General features: G+C 69.7%; 17 protein-coding genes. 5 read left to right on the top strand and 12 right to left on the bottom strand.

The window, feature by feature from the left end; translation table 11 throughout:
• Positions 1-43: 43 nt before the first annotated feature.
• The 6 genes from pepE to ACZ4O3_RS21425 form a co-directional block, all read right to left on the bottom strand.
• On the bottom strand, positions 44-763 hold the full coding sequence (gene pepE / locus ACZ4O3_RS21450) for a dipeptidase PepE (RefSeq protein WP_467723610.1): 720 nt from the start codon (positions 761-763) through the stop codon (positions 44-46).
• 13 nt (positions 764-776) lie between these two features.
• Positions 777-1,430: a LysE family translocator gene (locus tag ACZ4O3_RS21445; protein WP_467723608.1), complete on the bottom strand. Its 654-nt coding sequence runs from the start codon at positions 1,428-1,430 to the stop codon at positions 777-779.
• A 12-nt stretch (positions 1,431-1,442) separates the two neighbouring features.
• On the bottom strand, positions 1,443-2,282 hold the full coding sequence (locus ACZ4O3_RS21440; RefSeq protein WP_467723606.1) for a hypothetical protein: 840 nt from the start codon (positions 2,280-2,282) through the stop codon (positions 1,443-1,445).
• A complete protein-coding gene (locus tag ACZ4O3_RS21435) occupies positions 2,275-2,628 on the bottom strand; it encodes a hypothetical protein (protein WP_467723604.1) in 354 nt (117 codons plus the stop codon). Before ACZ4O3_RS21435 ends, ACZ4O3_RS21440 begins: the two co-directional genes overlap by 8 nt.
• Positions 2,629-2,717: 89 nt before the next feature.
• Positions 2,718-2,906, bottom strand: coding sequence for a hypothetical protein (locus tag ACZ4O3_RS21430; RefSeq protein WP_467723602.1), 189 nt, complete (start codon positions 2,904-2,906; stop codon positions 2,718-2,720).
• Between the two features lie 727 nt (positions 2,907-3,633).
• Positions 3,634-4,344: a rhomboid family intramembrane serine protease gene (locus ACZ4O3_RS21425; RefSeq protein ID WP_362720096.1), complete on the bottom strand. Its 711-nt coding sequence runs from the start codon at positions 4,342-4,344 to the stop codon at positions 3,634-3,636.
• A gap of 104 nt (positions 4,345-4,448) precedes the next feature.
• Between ACZ4O3_RS21425 and ACZ4O3_RS21420 the strand changes: the two genes are divergently transcribed.
• Positions 4,449-4,928: a hypothetical protein gene (locus tag ACZ4O3_RS21420; protein WP_467723600.1), complete on the top strand. Its 480-nt coding sequence runs from the start codon at positions 4,449-4,451 to the stop codon at positions 4,926-4,928.
• A 23-nt stretch (positions 4,929-4,951) separates the two neighbouring features.
• Here the strand turns inward: ACZ4O3_RS21420 and ACZ4O3_RS21415 are convergent, their stop codons facing one another.
• Positions 4,952-6,001 (bottom strand): Lrp/AsnC family transcriptional regulator, encoded by a 1,050-nt coding sequence (locus ACZ4O3_RS21415; protein ID WP_467723599.1) that lies wholly within the window; start codon positions 5,999-6,001, stop codon positions 4,952-4,954.
• 112 nt (positions 6,002-6,113) lie between these two features.
• Here ACZ4O3_RS21415 and ACZ4O3_RS21410 point away from each other — a divergent pair, with 112 nt between their 5' ends.
• The 3 genes from ACZ4O3_RS21410 to ACZ4O3_RS21400 all read left to right on the top strand — a co-directional run bounded on the left by ACZ4O3_RS21410 (position 6,114) and on the right by ACZ4O3_RS21400 (position 8,755).
• On the top strand, positions 6,114-7,277 hold the full coding sequence (locus ACZ4O3_RS21410; protein ID WP_362723843.1) for an alpha-hydroxy-acid oxidizing protein: 1,164 nt from the start codon (positions 6,114-6,116) through the stop codon (positions 7,275-7,277).
• A gap of 254 nt (positions 7,278-7,531) precedes the next feature.
• On the top strand, positions 7,532-8,122 hold the full coding sequence (locus ACZ4O3_RS21405; RefSeq protein WP_362723846.1) for a TetR/AcrR family transcriptional regulator: 591 nt from the start codon (positions 7,532-7,534) through the stop codon (positions 8,120-8,122).
• A gap of 33 nt (positions 8,123-8,155) precedes the next feature.
• On the top strand, positions 8,156-8,755 hold the full coding sequence (locus ACZ4O3_RS21400; protein ID WP_467723597.1) for a YciI family protein: 600 nt from the start codon (positions 8,156-8,158) through the stop codon (positions 8,753-8,755).
• 24 nt (positions 8,756-8,779) lie between these two features.
• Here ACZ4O3_RS21400 and ACZ4O3_RS21395 read toward each other — a convergent pair whose 3' ends face one another.
• Positions 8,780-9,709, bottom strand: a complete 930-nt coding sequence (locus ACZ4O3_RS21395; RefSeq protein WP_467723595.1) for an aminoglycoside phosphotransferase family protein — start codon at positions 9,707-9,709, stop codon at positions 8,780-8,782.
• Positions 9,710-9,842: 133 nt separating this feature from the next.
• Here ACZ4O3_RS21395 and ACZ4O3_RS21390 point away from each other — a divergent pair, with 133 nt between their 5' ends.
• Positions 9,843-10,778, top strand: coding sequence for an oxidoreductase (locus tag ACZ4O3_RS21390; RefSeq protein ID WP_467723593.1), 936 nt, complete (start codon positions 9,843-9,845; stop codon positions 10,776-10,778).
• Between the two features lie 80 nt (positions 10,779-10,858).
• On the opposite strand, the gene ACZ4O3_RS21385 is transcribed toward ACZ4O3_RS21390, so the two are convergent.
• From ACZ4O3_RS21385 to ACZ4O3_RS21370, 4 genes are all read right to left on the bottom strand, one after another.
• Complete coding sequence (locus ACZ4O3_RS21385) at positions 10,859-11,134, bottom strand: hypothetical protein (RefSeq protein WP_467723591.1); 276 nt, start codon at positions 11,132-11,134, stop codon at positions 10,859-10,861.
• Positions 11,135-11,167: 33 nt separating this feature from the next.
• Positions 11,168-11,542 (bottom strand): nitrite reductase small subunit NirD, encoded by a 375-nt coding sequence (gene nirD / locus ACZ4O3_RS21380; RefSeq protein WP_467723589.1) that lies wholly within the window; start codon positions 11,540-11,542, stop codon positions 11,168-11,170.
• Positions 11,539-14,148, bottom strand: coding sequence for a nitrite reductase large subunit NirB (nirB, locus tag ACZ4O3_RS21375; protein ID WP_362728985.1), 2,610 nt, complete (start codon positions 14,146-14,148; stop codon positions 11,539-11,541). The genes nirD and nirB overlap by 4 nt, the downstream gene beginning before the upstream one ends.
• Positions 14,149-14,347: 199 nt before the next feature.
• Positions 14,348-14,971 carry a class F sortase gene (locus tag ACZ4O3_RS21370; protein ID WP_467723587.1) on the bottom strand — a complete coding sequence of 208 codons (624 nt, stop codon included), beginning with the start codon at positions 14,969-14,971 and terminating at the stop codon, positions 14,348-14,350.
• Between the last annotated feature and the right edge of the window lie 21 nt (positions 14,972-14,992).

The raw sequence follows: 14,992 nt of genomic DNA, 5'->3' as shown, positions 1-14,992 counted from the left end.
CCGTGTTGCCCTCACGGGCCTACCGTCCAGGGTTCCGGCCGTCTCACAGGTCGAAGCGAGCTGGAACCTCAAGCAGGTCGCTCAGATCGGCGTTCCGGCGGAGCTGCACAGGCGAGTACCCACGCCGGAAGAGCACACCTCCCGATTCAGAGCCGCCGAGGGCCAGACGGTCAGCGAATCGCCGGAGCCACGTCCCCTCTCGCATCGCCACCACAGGAACATCGTTCTCCTCAAGGAATTCTTCCAGTCGCTTGGAGCGGGTTTCGCCCATGTGAGTGCTGTCAGGACTGCGCTCAACATAGTGGGGATTTATCTGGAACGGCACCAAGCCCAGTGCATCAAAGGTTGTCGGCTGAACGATGGGCATGTCATTCGTGGTGCGTAGGGTGGGACAAGCCATATTTGTCCCCGCACTTGATCCCATGTAGGGGACGCCGCCTCGGATGCGGTCGCGAATGACAGGGAGGAGACCCTGAGCGTGCAGCGCTTTAAGTAGCCGGAAGCTGTTCCCTCCACCGATGAATATTGCTTCTGCACCTTTTACAAAGTCAACCGAGTTGCCGGTGTGCGCGCCTCTGACCTTCACCCCCAAGGGGGCGAGAGCTTCGGCGGCCTCGGCGGTGTATCCATCATGATCGGCCAAGGCGAAGGGTACGAACAGGACTTCTTTTGTCCCGCTCAACGCTTCCGATATCGGCTCCAACGCGTGTTCCAGGTACTTTCGCCCGAACGCTGTGGAGTTGGAAAGCAGCAGTAGTTCCATGGCGGCGCCCTCTCTACGGCAGTAGGACGGGAATAATCAGCTTGGCACCGAAGGCAATTACAACCACGCCGGCGACGCAATCCAGGCCGCGTTGGACCGCTGGCTTGTCGAGCCAATGCCCCAGAAAATGGACACCGAGTATCAGCAGGCTGAACCAAATCAAATCTATGGCATTGTGGATCAAAGCCAGGAGGAGCCCCATCAGAAAATGAGGGGCGCCTTCCGGGATGAACTGCGGCAGCATTGCCATGTAGAACAGACCGAAACGGGGATTGAGCAGGTTCGAGAAGAACCCGCGCGACCATGAGCGAATGGGCAGCTCGCCCCTTGGTGAACTCGCGGCATCGGCTTCGGAGACACCCGCCCCCCTTCCTCTGGTTCGGGCACGACGGAGCATGCCGATTCCCAGCCAGATCAAGTAAGCGGCGCCCGCGATGCAGAGCACCGTGTAGGCGGTCGGCGAGGCTGCGAGAATCGCGCTTGCCCCGACAGCGGCAGCCAGGCCCCAGCACAGTACTCCCACACTGATACCGAAGACGGTCGCGTAAGCGTTCCGCGTTCCCTGACTAGCCGCTGAGCGGAGGACGAGAGTGGTGTCCAACCCTGGAGTAACAGTGAGAACGGTAGCAACAGCTACGAAGGGGCCAGTCTCCGATAGCACGCTCATGAGGCGATCCCTTTACGGCACAAAGAGGATGTAGCTGGCAAGTGTAGCGATGGAAAATCCAATGATTCCACGAGGCTTCAAAAGTGCAAAACCTGTGTGCAGTAGCAATCCAATGGAGATGGCCCATGGTCGGGCTTGCGGAAGGAAAAGCGCAATCGGTATCACTGCCTCCAGGACTATTGTGGCCTGCGCGGCGAGCCGCCACTTCTTGATCCCGGCAGGGCTGTCATCCAGTGCCTTCAGCGCAGGACGCGGGTAGAAGAACTCCCTGTACGGCAACCGATCCTTGACCTCTTCCGCTCCATGGACGTATTGCGCGAGCAGTAATCCGCTCATGAAATGAGGCGATCGAACCTTCAGCCACACGCCGTTCCAGTAGAGGTCAAGAGTTATCAAAACCGCTAGAAACTGTGCCCAGGTGTTTGTCGAGGAAATTCGATCGGAAAATGAGAATCCGGTGCCAAGATTTCCGGCGGGCAGCAGGCATGCAACCATCAGAGCCATGTAGATGGTGTTGTATCGGTACTCGTAGATGAGTTCGTAGAAGAGTCCACAAAGTACCAGTAGTGCTGAAATTTTTGGTTCGACTCCGCAGATTACGGCAACACTCGCAAGGAGGCGTATCGCAAATACGGGTCGGTAGGTGGTGCTTATTAGATCTGCCTGTTCCTCTCCCATCCGATGTTTCAGCGCGTAGTGTGTGTATCCGCCCCGTTCGAGGCGGAACCATCCGCGATGGAGCAGCGCCAACGCAAACTTGACGAAGCACGCGACACCGATCAGGATTCGGAAGTATTGGAGCCGGTTCTCAGATGTTGGAGTCGAGAATCCGGACGTAAGCGCGTCAAGCAACCACATGACTGTCCTCGACTGTGATCGGCTTTTCACCCTCAGCCCAGAGCATGCGGCCAGTGCCGTTTACTTGGCCGTGCTCGGTGGATACGTAGTCGACTACCAACTGAAGTTCGCTAAGAGAGATTGCGAACTCCCCCGATGGTAAGACCTCGAAGATGTTGACTTCCTCGGCAGCTTCGGCATCGCCCGCTCTAAGGTTGACGATCACGGAGGAGCCGAGTGTGAACATCGGCCAACTGAGAATTTTCCCTGATTCTCGAAGGAAGCCAACCCAGATCATCCTCAAGACAACGAGTACCGTCACAGATACCTGCGCGGCACTGACCAGGTCGATTCGTGACATCGAATCCCCTTATACCGAAGCGGGCTTCAAGCGGAGTGGACCGCCCGGCCCCCTTCTCGCGGGGCCGGGCGGTCCTTTGAGTCCGTGACTCAGTGGTCGCGGCGCTCCGCCTTGGCCGGGTTGGCGAGGGTGATGCCGCTGATGATCTTCACGATCTTCTTCATTTCATCCTCCACTTGGTTACACCGTATGCGCTTCACGATTCCCGTTGTCCGGGGGAAGCGCATGATCCCGACGCCAGAAACGTAAGAGGTGCCGGCGATACCGGTCAAGAACATGGTGGGAAAACGTTGAAGGTTACACGCATGTGTGACTTGGGGCAAAGTGGATGTAGTCAACGCGGTACAGGGGGATATCTGGACAGCGCATTCTGATGGGTGATCCGCAGGATTTCCGCATCGGTCTTTTGTTGAATGTTAATCCGAGATTTGCCGTGCTGTCATCCGCGATGATACGGGGTGCTGACCGAAGGTGATGCCGAGTGGTCATGCCTGATGGAAGGTAAAATGATTCCCATGGATTCGCGTGCCGGCGGTTTGGAGCCGATGATTCAAGGATTTCCTGTTGGCTGGAAAACGGAAGCAAGGACATGGCGCGATATGAACGGTTCAGGAGTGGCGGACCAAGTCCAGGACAGCCAAAAGGGGCGCCATCCCGGCCCTCGGCGTCGCGGCGCGCCCTCGGCGTCGCGGCGGCGCCTGTCATCGGGACGAAGGCCGGTGGCTGGCCCGCTTGGACGCAGCTTGCCGACTGGCCGAACCGCGCGTGCGGACACCGCATGGAGCACCTTCTGACCATCACCGGCGACATGCAGCTGGGCGACTGCGGTGGCGTCTGCTTCTTCCGTTGCCGCCGGTGCCCCGGCCTCCCGTGGGACTGGCGCTTCGACTGCCACTGACAGCTGAGGTCGGTGCGGTCTTCAGGACCGGGTCAACCCTCCGGGGTGCCGGTCCCTTCTCCCGTGCCCACTCGTGACGGCAGGCCGGCGTCGACTGCCGACGGGGCTCAGAGCAGGCCCAGGTCGCCGAGTTCCTTGTACAGGTCGGAGCGTGGCTGCGGGGCGTCGCCGGTCACCGCCCGGGGGGTTCCTCCGCCGGTGCCGGTCCGCGGGCGCCGGTCCCGCAAGAGCCAGGCGCCCAGCAGCCCGCCCAGCAGCCCGCCGAGGTGTCCGAGCCAGCTCACTCCCGGCGTGCCGGGCACGGCCACGGTGAGGAGGTAGGCGAAGGAGGCGCCCATGACGATCCCGACCAGCGTGTCGATCAGGTGCCGGTCGAAGAGCCCGCGTACGACGACGTAACCGAAGTACCCGAAGATCAGGCCGCTGGCGCCGACCGTGGCCACGTCGCCCTTCTCGAAGAACCAGACCACGACACCGCTGCTCACCGCGATCAGCAGCGTCAGCGCGAGGAACCGCAGCACTCCGCGGTAGGCGGCGAGGAAGCCGAAGACGAACAGCGGACCGGAGTTGCTCTCGATGTGCGCCCAGCTCCAGTGCAGCAGCGGCGCGACCAGGACGTCGGGCAGCGTGCCGGCGTCCCCGGAGACCACGGCGTAGTTGCGGGAGAGGGCGTAGTGGTCGGCGAAGTTGGCCAGTTGCACCAGCCAGACGACGGCGAGCAGCGCGAACATCACGAAGAACGCCTTCCGCGCCTCCGCGATCATCTCCTCGGGACTCGCCGGTGCCGTACCGGCCCGGTTCACGTTCTCTCCACCCATGGCAGGATCCCCCTCCGTTTTCACCTGCCAGGTTACGCGCGGCAAGCCGACGGGCACGGGCCCGTGGACACCGGGAGGTAGGCATGGGCCGAGCGGGAACAGCCGTGCCCGCACTGCTTCTTCTGCTGACCGGCTGCACCGGTGCGGTGTCGGCCGGCGACCGGACGACCGCGGTCGGGACGCCGGCCGGGACGGCTTCCGCCGGTGAGGTCTCCGCCACCGCGGCTCCCACCGCCTCCGGCGGCTGGGACCCCCGTACTCCGCCTCAGCTCCCGGACGCGCAGAGGACGTTCGTCGAAGCCGGTGGAGAGACGGGCGCTCGCTCGTTTCCGGTGATCTCGGACATCCGGCGGGGAACCCTGCAGGTCTCGGTGGTCTGCTCCGGTTCCGGGACCGTCGAGGTCAAGGTCGGCTCCATGACGGGTTCCTCCACCGTGTGCGCCGACGGCGGTCCTGGGCAGTATGACGAGATGGTTGTCGACCGCGAGTGCAGAAACGTTTCTGTGTCGGTCACTTCCAGGACGACCGGATCCTGGGGGCTCTCGGTGGGATGGACGAAGGTCGTCGCCGAGCCGCCGGGCTGACACGCGTGGGAGCCGCCGTGCGGTCACAGCGCCGGCTCCGCCCACAGGTCGGCCGGTACGACGCCGGTGGAGCGGCCGTAGGGGTCCAGGAGGCGGCCGAGGAGTTTGTCCTGGCGCAGGGTGATGACCCGGTCGGCGATGTCCAGGGCGGGGTGGGTCGCGGCCAGTTGGCTCTCCAGGCGGAGGATGTCCGCGAGTGAGTGGAGCGTGGCCTGGAGGATCAGGTTCTCGGGGCCGCTGATCGCGGCGCAGTTGCGGGTCTCGGGGAGGCGGATGAGGGCCTGCCCGACGTGCGGGAGGTCGGCGGGCGGGACCTTCGCCCAGAAGGTCACGGCGACCGGCCAGCCGCCCAGCGGGCGGGCGAAGTCGCAGCGGAAGCGGAGCAGACCGCCGCGGGTCAGGGTCTCGATACGGCGTTTGGCGGTGGAGAGGCTGACGTCCAGGTGCCGTGCCAGGGTCTGGTAGGAGATACGGCCGTCGTGGGCGAGGTGGGTGATCAGGTCACGGTCGACGGGAGTGGTCGCCGCCGCGGCGGCGGCGGTGGCGGTGGCGTGGGCCGGGGGCGGTGGCGGGGGTGCCAGCCGGGCCCGCTGGGCGGGGGCGAGCGCCGCGATACGCCAGTGGCCGCCCTCGGTGAACATGTGGGTGACGACCCGGGACCGTACGGCTGTGATCCCGGGCAGGTGCGGGAGCCGGTCGAGGGTGTAGCGGGACAGGGCCGACAGGTCCTGGGTGGCGACCGTGGTAAGGAGGTCGTGACCGGTGGCGGTGCGTTCGATGGTGACCATGTGGGGGTGGGCGCCGAGGGCCTCGGCGACCCGGGCCGTCGCTCCGGGCGCGCAGTCGATCACCACGTACGCCACACAGATCTGTTCGAGCAGACGCGGGCCGGGGGAGAAGCCGACCCAGGCGGTGCCCTGCTCGGCGAGGCGGTGGTAGCGGCGGGCCACGGTGACCGGGTCGACGTCCAGGACGCGCCCGAGTTCGGTCCAGGAGGCGCGCGGGCGCAGCTGCAGGGCGTTGATCAGCGCCAGCTCCTCCTCGCTCAGCAGGGCGGGGACAGCATCCTGCACCGACGGGCCCATGAGGCGAGAATCCTGCGTTTCGGGGCGTTGCCGCGTCACTCTCTCATTGTGGACCCGAGGGCCCGCAACCGGCGGGCGCGGGCGCAAGGAGGTCTGGATCATGGCTTTCGCCGACTACCAGAACGAGATCTACCTCGACGGTCTGCGCGGGGTGACGCCGCCGTTCCCGATGACGTTCGACGATCTGGAGCCGTTGGCGCAGGCCGCGCTGCCCGCCTCGGTGCGGTCCTACGTCGCGGGCGGTGCGGGCGACGAGCGCACCCAGCGGGCCAACGTCAGCGCGTTCGAGGGCTGGGGGCTGGTGCCGCGCATGCTGGTGGGCGCCCGTGAACGGGATCTGTCCGTCGACCTGTTCGGGATGCGGCTGGCCACGCCGTTGTTCATGGCGCCGGTCGGGGTGATCGGACTGTGCGCGCAGGACGGCCACGGTGATCTCGCGGCCGCGCGTGCCGCCGCGCGTACCGGCGTGCCGATGGTCGCCTCCACGCTGACCGTCGATCCGCTGGAGCAGGTCGCCGCCGAGTTCGGCGACACCCCGGGCTTCTTCCAGCTGTACACCCCCACCGACCGGGGCCTGGCCGAGAGCCTGGTGCACCGCGCCGAGCGGGCCGGTTTCAAGGGGATCGTGGTCACCCTGGACACCTGGGTCACCGGCTGGCGGCCCCGGGACCTGACCACCAGCAACTTCCCGCAGCTGCGCGGCAACTGCCTGGCCAACTACACCAGTGACCCGGTCTTCCGCTCCCTGCTGGGCGGCCGGAGTCCCGAGGAGGACCCGCAGGCCGTGGTCGCCCTGTGGGCGGGGATCTTCGGCAACCCGCTCACCTGGGACGACCTGCCCTGGCTGCGGTCGATCACCGATCTGCCGTTGATCCTCAAGGGGATCTGCCACCCCGAGGACGTCCGCCGGGCCAAGGACGCCGGTGTGGACGGCATCTACTGCTCCAACCACGGCGGCCGGCAGGCCAACGGCGGCCTGCCCGCCCTCGACGCGCTGCCCGGCGTGGTCGAGGCGGCCGACGGCCTGCCCGTCCTGTTCGACTCCGGGGTGCGCACGGGAGCCGACATCGTCAAGGCCGTGGCGCTGGGCGCGACCGCCGTGGGCGTCGGCCGCCCCTGTGCGTACGGTCTCGCCTACGGCGGTGAAGCCGGACTGGTCCATGTACTGCGCGCGCTGCTGGCCGAGGCCGACCTGATCATGGCAGTCGACGGCTATCCGACGCTCGCCGATCTCACGCCGGAGACCCTGCGACGCGTCGGGTGACCCGTCGGCCCGGGGGGTGCGCGGGCGGGCGCGCGGCACGGCTGTCTCCGGGCGCCGGAAGGGGGTGACGAGAACGCCGGGCGTGGCGCTCTCCAGGGGGAGGATGACGGCACGGCGCGCGATGACATGGCGTGACGGCGGACGGCGTCGTACGCTGCTATCCGGAACTGGTTCCGGTTGACGTCTCGAAGGTAAACGGAACTTGTTCCGTTTGCAAGTGGTGCAGGTGAAGGTGCGGGCGAAAGGGGCTGACGGTGGCCGGAACCGACGGAGGCGGGGCGACGCCCCGCCGGCCGTTGCGCGCGGATGCGCGGCGCAACGAGGACCGGCTGCTGGAGGCGGCGGCCGAGGCCTTCACCCGGGAGGGATCGGGCGCCTCGGTCAAGGACATCGCCCGGCAGGCCGGCGTCGGCGTCGGCACGCTCTATCGCCGGTTCCCCTCCAAGGAACTGCTGATCGAGGCGGTGTACCGGCACGAGGTGCAGCGACTGTGCGAGGCGGCGGAGGAGCTGGCGGCGACGCTGCCGGCAGTGGACGCGCTGCGGACCTGGATGGAGCGGTTCATCGACTTCATGGCGGCGAAGCAGGGGATGGCCGACGCGCTCCGGGTGATCCTGACCGACGACAGCGAGAAGCTGCACACCCGGACGCTGCTGGTCGACGCCATCGCCTGGCTGCTCGACTCCGCGGAGGGGGCGCCACCGGTGGCGCGGCCCGGGGTCGACGCCCGCGACGTGCTGATGGCGCTCGGGGGGATCAGCCTGATGGCGGCGAACGAGGAACAGCGTGAACTGGCCGGCCGGCTCATCGACCTGCTGCTGCGCGGGGTCGTGGAATCCAGTTGAGACGCCGTCCGGGGTGCGGGAGGGTCCTCGGCCATGGAGTTCTTCTGTTACCACCGTGACCGGGCCGGTTCGCTGGCGCTGCGTGAGGAGCTGGGGGAGGAGCACTGGTCCTACATGGACCGGTACGAGGCGGAGCTGATCGCCCGCGGGCCGGCCTTCGGCGCCGACGGCGAGACGGTCGCCGGCAGTGTGCACATCGTCGGTCTGCCGGATCCGGCGGCCGCCCGCGCGTTCGCCTTCGACGAGCCCAACCACCAGGCCGGCGTCTACCGGGACGTCCTGCTGCGCCGGTGGCGCAACCTGCTGGGCCGCACCATGTGGGAGTTCCCGGGCGGCCGGGCCGGCGGCCGGCGCTACCTGGTGCTCGGCCTGGGCCCGCACCCGACCGCCGCAGACGCCGCCACCACAACCACAACCGCAACCGCCACCGCTTCCGGTCCCCGTCTGCCCTCCGGCGTCGATCACGACGAGCTGATCGCCTTCGGTCCGCTGCTGTCCGACGACGCGACCGCCTGGCTGGGTACGGCGGCCCTGGTCCGCGCACCGGACCCGGAGACGGCCCGTGCCGTCCTGGCTCCGCACCGGTACGCGGAGACAGAGGTGTACGAGTGGGAGTTCGGCGGCCGCCGGTGACCGGCCACGGCGGGCCGTCGGCCGCTAGACGGCCAGCAACTCCGCCAGTGCGTCGGCGAATCGCGTGACGCGGTCCAGCCGGGGACCGCCGCGGGCGACACGGAAACCGTGTCGCCTGCCCCAGAAGGCGGCCTGCACGGCGTGGAACTGCGCCCAGCGCACGACGCGTTCGCGGTCGAGTTGTGCCGCCTCGGCGAAGGCGTCCACGAGGCGGTGGACCGTCTTGGTGAGGTCGTCGGCCCGCATGAGGGACTCGGCGCGGGACTTGAGCAGCGTGCCGCCGTCGTAGGCCGGGTCGCCCGCGCAGCCCTTCGGATCGACCGCCAACCACGGTTCCCGGTCCGCCCGCAGGATGTTCCCCGCGTGCAGGTCGCCGTGGACGAGGGTGTCGGGCTGGTCGGAGCCCAGGCAGCGGGCGGTGGCGACGGCCGCGTCCACCACACGGGGCGGCAGCGCGTGCCCGAGTTCCGCCGCGTCCCCGCGCAGCTCCGCCTCCCAGGCGCCGGCGCGGTCCCTCAGCCGGGGCAGGCCTGCCGGCGCCGGAACGGCCAGGCGGTGGTTCAGCCGGCCGGCGACGGTCACCACCGTCTCGTCGTCGGAGCGCAGGGCCGCCAGCGTGGACATCCGGGCCCGCTCCAGCAGGAGGGCGAACCGGGCGTCGTCGCGCCGGTGCAGGAAGACCGCTCCCCGGCCCTGCCACGCCTCGAAAGCGTCCGGCTCGTGCACGTTCCCGGGGTGCGGGAAGGACACCTTCAGGACGTACCGCCCGCCGGACCGCTCCCGTACCGGGACGATCAACCCCACACCCCCGTGGGTCACCTCGCCGTCGGGAACGCACGCCCAACGCTCCAGCAGGTCCTCCACGATCGCGGGGAGCCCGGCGATCCAGGCCGCCCCGCGCTCGCCCTCGCGGTCGATCGTGCCCCGCGCCAGCCCCTCCGGAATGCCGATCATCCCGGCACCCTACGCCGCGCCGGGCGGTTCGTCCGGCACGGGGCGACCGGCGTACGGCCGCGTCCGCGGGCTCCCCCCGGCCCCTGCTCGTAGGCTGGCCGCGACACGGACCCCACCGGTGGAGGAAGCTCTCATGCGCAGCGGCTGGAGCAGCGGTGACATCCCGGACCTCACCGGCCGTGTCGCCGTCGTCACCGGGGCCAACAGCGGGCTCGGGTACGTCACGGCGCGCGAGCTGGCCCGCAAGGGGGCCCGGGTCGTGCTCGCCTGCCGGAGCGAGGCGCGCGGGCAGGAGGCCGGGGACCGGATGGCCGCCGAAGTTCCGGACGCGCACCTCGAGTTCGGGCGGCTGGACCTCGGGGACCTGGCCTCGGTGCGGGACTTCGCCCACTCGTTCCCGTACGGCCGCCTGGATCTCCTGGTCAACAACGCCGGGGTGATGGCGCCGCCGTACGGGACCACCGCGGACGGGTTCGAGACGCAGTTCGGGGTCAACCACCTCGGGCACTTCGCCCTCACGGGGCTGCTCATGCCCGTACTGCTCCAGACCCCCGCCGCCCGGGTCGTCACGGTCTCCAGCATGATGCACGTCATCGCCAACATCGACCTCGACGACCTCGACAGCGCCCGCCGCTACCGACGGTGGGTCGCCTACGGCCGGTCCAAGTCCGCCAACCTGCTCTTCGTCCACGAGCTGGCCCGGCGCGTCGACGCCCACGGGGGCGACCTCGTCGCGGCCGCCGCCCATCCCGGATACGCGGCCACCAACCTGCAGACCGCCGGGCCGCGTGCCGAAGGGCGGCGCGGGGCGGAGCGGGCGATGACGGCCGCGAACGCCCTCTTCGCACAGTCCGCCGAGGCGGGCGCGCTGCCCACGCTGTACGCGGCCACCGCCCCCGGCGTCCGGCCCGACTCCTTCACCGGGCCCTCGATCGCGATGTGGCGCGGCGCCCCCGCCCCCTCCTGGCGGGCGCCCTGGACCCGTGACGACACCATGGCGCGACGCCTCTGGGAGGCGTCGGAGCGGCTTACCGGGGTCTCCTGCGAGGCGGTACTGAAAGAGATCTGAGAAGCCCGGCGGAGTGCTGAGAAGCCCGGAGGATTCCCGGGCGACACGGCGGCCGCCACCACCAGGCGGCGCGGTGGCCGTCATGGCGGCGCACCGGAGACGGCGCCGTCGGAGAGCAGTCTGTCGGGGCGTCCGCTCTCCCGGGTCGAGGCCCGTCGGCAGGCGCGGGCGCGCAAGCCGAGTCCGGCCGTCACCGCGAGCCGGGCCTCCGGGCACCGACGTCCCGGCGCGCGGACGGCCGGCAGGGCCGGACCCGGCCGGGACAGGTCCCGCAGGAGGGCCGGGTCGTGCTTGCCGCCGTGGGCCGCGCAGGGGCCGGCCCGCCCGGCGCCCGGGTGTCCGGCCGGGCCGGCCACGGACGTGGCCTCGTGGTCGTGCCGCCGAAACGGTCAGTCCCGTGCCGGCGGTTGCGGTACGGCGGCCCGTACCGCGTAGGCGGTCACCCGTACCGTCTCGTCGTCCAGGCACTGGCCGGTGGCCAGGTCGAAGCGCTGCTTCAGCAGGGGCGAGGCGACGAACGGGCGGCCCCGGTGGGTGCCGGTCAGGCCGCGGGAGAGGACCGCCGCGCCGCCGAAGGGGTCGCGGTTGTCGATCGCGAACAGACGGTCCGCGCGGTCCCGGAAGACGGCGGCCTGGCGGCCGTCCGGCAGCAGCGCGGCCACCCCCCGCCCCGGGGTCAGCCGGCTCAGGTCGCAGACCGTGAACCAGCCCTCGTCCAGCTGGAGTTGAACCATCAGGTCGGTGGTCTCGGGTGCCAGGGTCATCGCTGGGCGCTTCCTTCCAGAACATCCTCGGCGGGGCGCATGCCGATCGACAGCAGGGGCAGGTCGGGCTTCATCTGGTCGCGCTCGGGCACGAAACCGACGACCGGGTCGGGTGTGTCGGGGGCGTTGACGAAGGAGACGAAGCGGGCGAGCTTGTCGGGGTCGGCGACGGTCGACGCCCACTCGTCGGCGTAGTGGGCCACGTGCGCCGCCATCAGGGACTCCAGCTCCTCGCAGATGCCGAGGGAGTCCTCCACCACCACGTCGCGCACGTGGTCCAGGCCGCCCGGGATGCGCTCCAGCCAGGTGGACGTGCGCTCCAGGCGGTCCGCCGTACGGATGTAGAACATCAGGAAGCGGTCGATCAGCCGGACCAGTCCGGCGTCGGTCAGGTCCTGGGCGAGCAGATCCGCGTGGCGCGGAGTGGCACCGCCGTTGCCCCCGACGTACAGGTTCCAGCCGCCCGCCGTGGCGATGACACCGAAGTCCTTCGACTGGGCCTCGGCGCACTCGCGGGCGCAGCCGGAGACCGCCGACTTGAGCTTGTGCGGCGACCGCAGACCCCGGTAGCGCAGCTCCAGGTCGATCGCCATCCGGACCGAGTCCTGGACGCCGTAACGGCACCAGGTCCGTCCCACGCACGACTTCACCGTGCGCAGCGACTTGCCGTAGGCGTGGCCCGACTCGAAACCGGCGTCCACCAACCGTGTCCAGATCAGCGGGAGCTGTTCCACGCGGGCGCCGAACATGTCGATCCGCTGGCCGCCGGTGATCTTCGTGTAGAGGCCGAAGTCGCGGGCTATCTCACCGATCACGATCAGCCCCTCGGGGGTGATCTCACCGCCGGGGATGCGCGGGACGACCGAGTAGGAGCCGTTCTTCTGGAGGTTGGCGAGGAAGTGGTCGTTGCTGTCCTGGAGCGCCGCCTGCTCGCCGTCCAGGACGTAGCCGCTCACGCCGATGGCCGGGGCGAGGGAGGCGATGACCGACGCCACCGCCGGCTTGCAGACCTCGCAGCCGTCGCCGCCCCGGGCGCCGTCCCGGCCGTAACGGTCGAGCAGCTCCCGGTAGGTGCGGATGCGCAACGCGAGGACGATCTCGTACAGCTCCTCGCGGGTCTGCGCGAAGCAGCCGCACATGCCCTTGTCGACCTCGACGCCGGACGCCTCCAGCTCGGCCGTGACCAGCTGGCCGAGGACCTTGACGCAACTGCCGCAGCCGGTACCGGCCCGGGTGCACTTCTTCACCTCCGGCACGGTGGTGCAGGAGTGCTCGCCCACCGCGCCCCGGACCGTGCCCTTGGTGACGTTGTGGCAGGAGCAGACGACCGCCTCGTCGGGGAGCGCGGACGGCCCGAGCCGGGCGCCGCCGCCCGCGTCGGCCGGCAGCACCAGCGACTCGGGGGCGACCGGCGGCACCGAACCGGTGAAGGCCCGCAGCGTCCCGTAGGCGTCCGCGTCGCCGACCAGGATGCCGCCGAGCAGCGTGCCGTCCCGGCCGATGACCAGCTTCTTGTACAGGCCCGAGCGGGCATCGGAGTAGACGACGTCCAGGCAGCCCTCGGCCGTCCCGTGCGCGTCGCCGAAGGAGGCCACGTCGACGCCGAGCAGCTTGAGCTTGGTGGACAGGTCCGCGCCGGTGAAGGCGGATTCGGCTCGCGCGATGGCGGCCGCGGCCGTCGCCGCCTGCTCGTACCCCGGCGCCACCAGTCCGTACACCCGGCCGTCCGCCGCCAGCGCGCACTCGCCGATGGCGAACACGCGGGGGTCGTCCACCGTACGGCACTGCTCGTCGACGGCGACGCCGCCGCGCTCGCCGACGGACAGGCCGCAGTCCCGGGCGAGTTGGTCCCGCGGCCGGACCCCGGCGCTGAACACCACCATGTCGGTGGCGAGTTCGGAGCCGTCGGACAGCCGCATGCCGACGACGGCGCCCGCGTCGTCGGTCACGATCTCCTGGGTGCCCACGCCCGTGTGCACGCTCAGACCCATCTCCTCGACGGTGCGCAGCAGGGCCGCACCACCGCCCGCGTCCACCTGCACCGGCATCAGGCGGGGCGCGAACTCCACGATGTGCGCGGTGAGTCCGAGTCCCTTCAAGGCACCCGCGGCCTCCAGCCCGAGCAGGCCGCCGCCGACCACGGCACCCACCGCCGCCCCCGACTTCGCGTACGCCTCGATCGCCAGCAGGTCCTCGATCGTGCGGTAGACGAAACAGCCCTCGGCGTCCTTGCCCGGGACCGGTGGCACGAACGGGTAGGAGCCGGTGGCCAGGACGAGCGTGTCGTAGGCGAAGACCCGTCCGGACCTGGCCGTCACCTTCCGCGCCGCCCGGTCGACGGTCTGCGCCGGGTCGCCGACGTACAGCTCGATGCCGTGGGCGTCGATGAACCCCATGTCGGTCATGGAGAGGTCGTCGGCGGACGTGCCCGTGAAGTACGAGGTGAGGGCGACGCGGTCGTAGGCGGGGCGCGGCTCCTCGCACAGCACGACCACGCGGTGCGTCGCGGTCAGGCCGCGCTCGGCCAGCGCTTCGAGGAAGCGCTGGCCGACCATGCCGTGACCGACGAGCACGATGGTGGGGGCGGACCCCGGGGTGGCGGTCATCAGGAGCCTCCGTCGTCGGCGGACGCGCCCGGCACGGCGCCGCGGCCGGGGCGTGTTCCCACGCCGGCGCCGGTCGCCACCACACGCGTGTTCAAGGTCATGCCGAGGAGCGTGCGGCGCCGACGTTACCCGGCCGCATCCCCCCTGTTTCCCGCGCGGAACGCTGCCCTCATCGGGGGCGGGGCCGGGATGTGAGGGGTCAGCGGCTCGCCGTCAGATGGGCGAAGACGACGACGTTGCCCTGGTAGCCGGTGGTCCGGGAGTAGCCGCCGCCGCAGGTGATGACTCTGAGCTCCGGGCGGCGCGCGGCTCCGTAGACCTTCTCGTCGGGGAAGGCGCTGGCCCGGTACACCTCGACCGCGTCGACGGTGAAGACGGCGACGGTCCTGTCCTGCCGGTCCACCTCGATCGTCGCGCCGCGCTTGAGGGCGCCGAGGTCGTAGAAGACGGCGGGGCCCTCGGTGTTGTCCACGTGTCCGGCGACGATCGCGGTGCCCCTCTCGCCGGGTGCGGTGCCCGACTCGTACCAGCCGGCGAGGTTCTTGTCCGCGGCCGGCGGGACGTCGAGGCTGCCCGCGGAGGTGAGGGCGAGGCCCATGAGGGGGGCGTTCACCCGGATCGAGGGGATGCGGATGCGGGTGGACGGGGACGGGGGCAGCGCGGGGGCTTCGAGGCGTTCCTCGCCGGGGTCGGGGCGGCCCTCGGCGGCGGACGGCTGGGGTGGCGCGGTACGGGGGCCGAAGCCGGGGCCGAGCAGCCAGACGCCCGAGCCGAGCGCCACGACGGTCACGGCGGCTATCGCGGTGTCCCCGATCTTGCGCATGCGATCCCCTAGGTCGGCTGT

The sequence above is a fragment of the Streptomyces sp. NPDC026515 genome (assembly GCF_055567595.1).
This window is presented reverse-complemented; position numbering and strand designations above follow the sequence as displayed.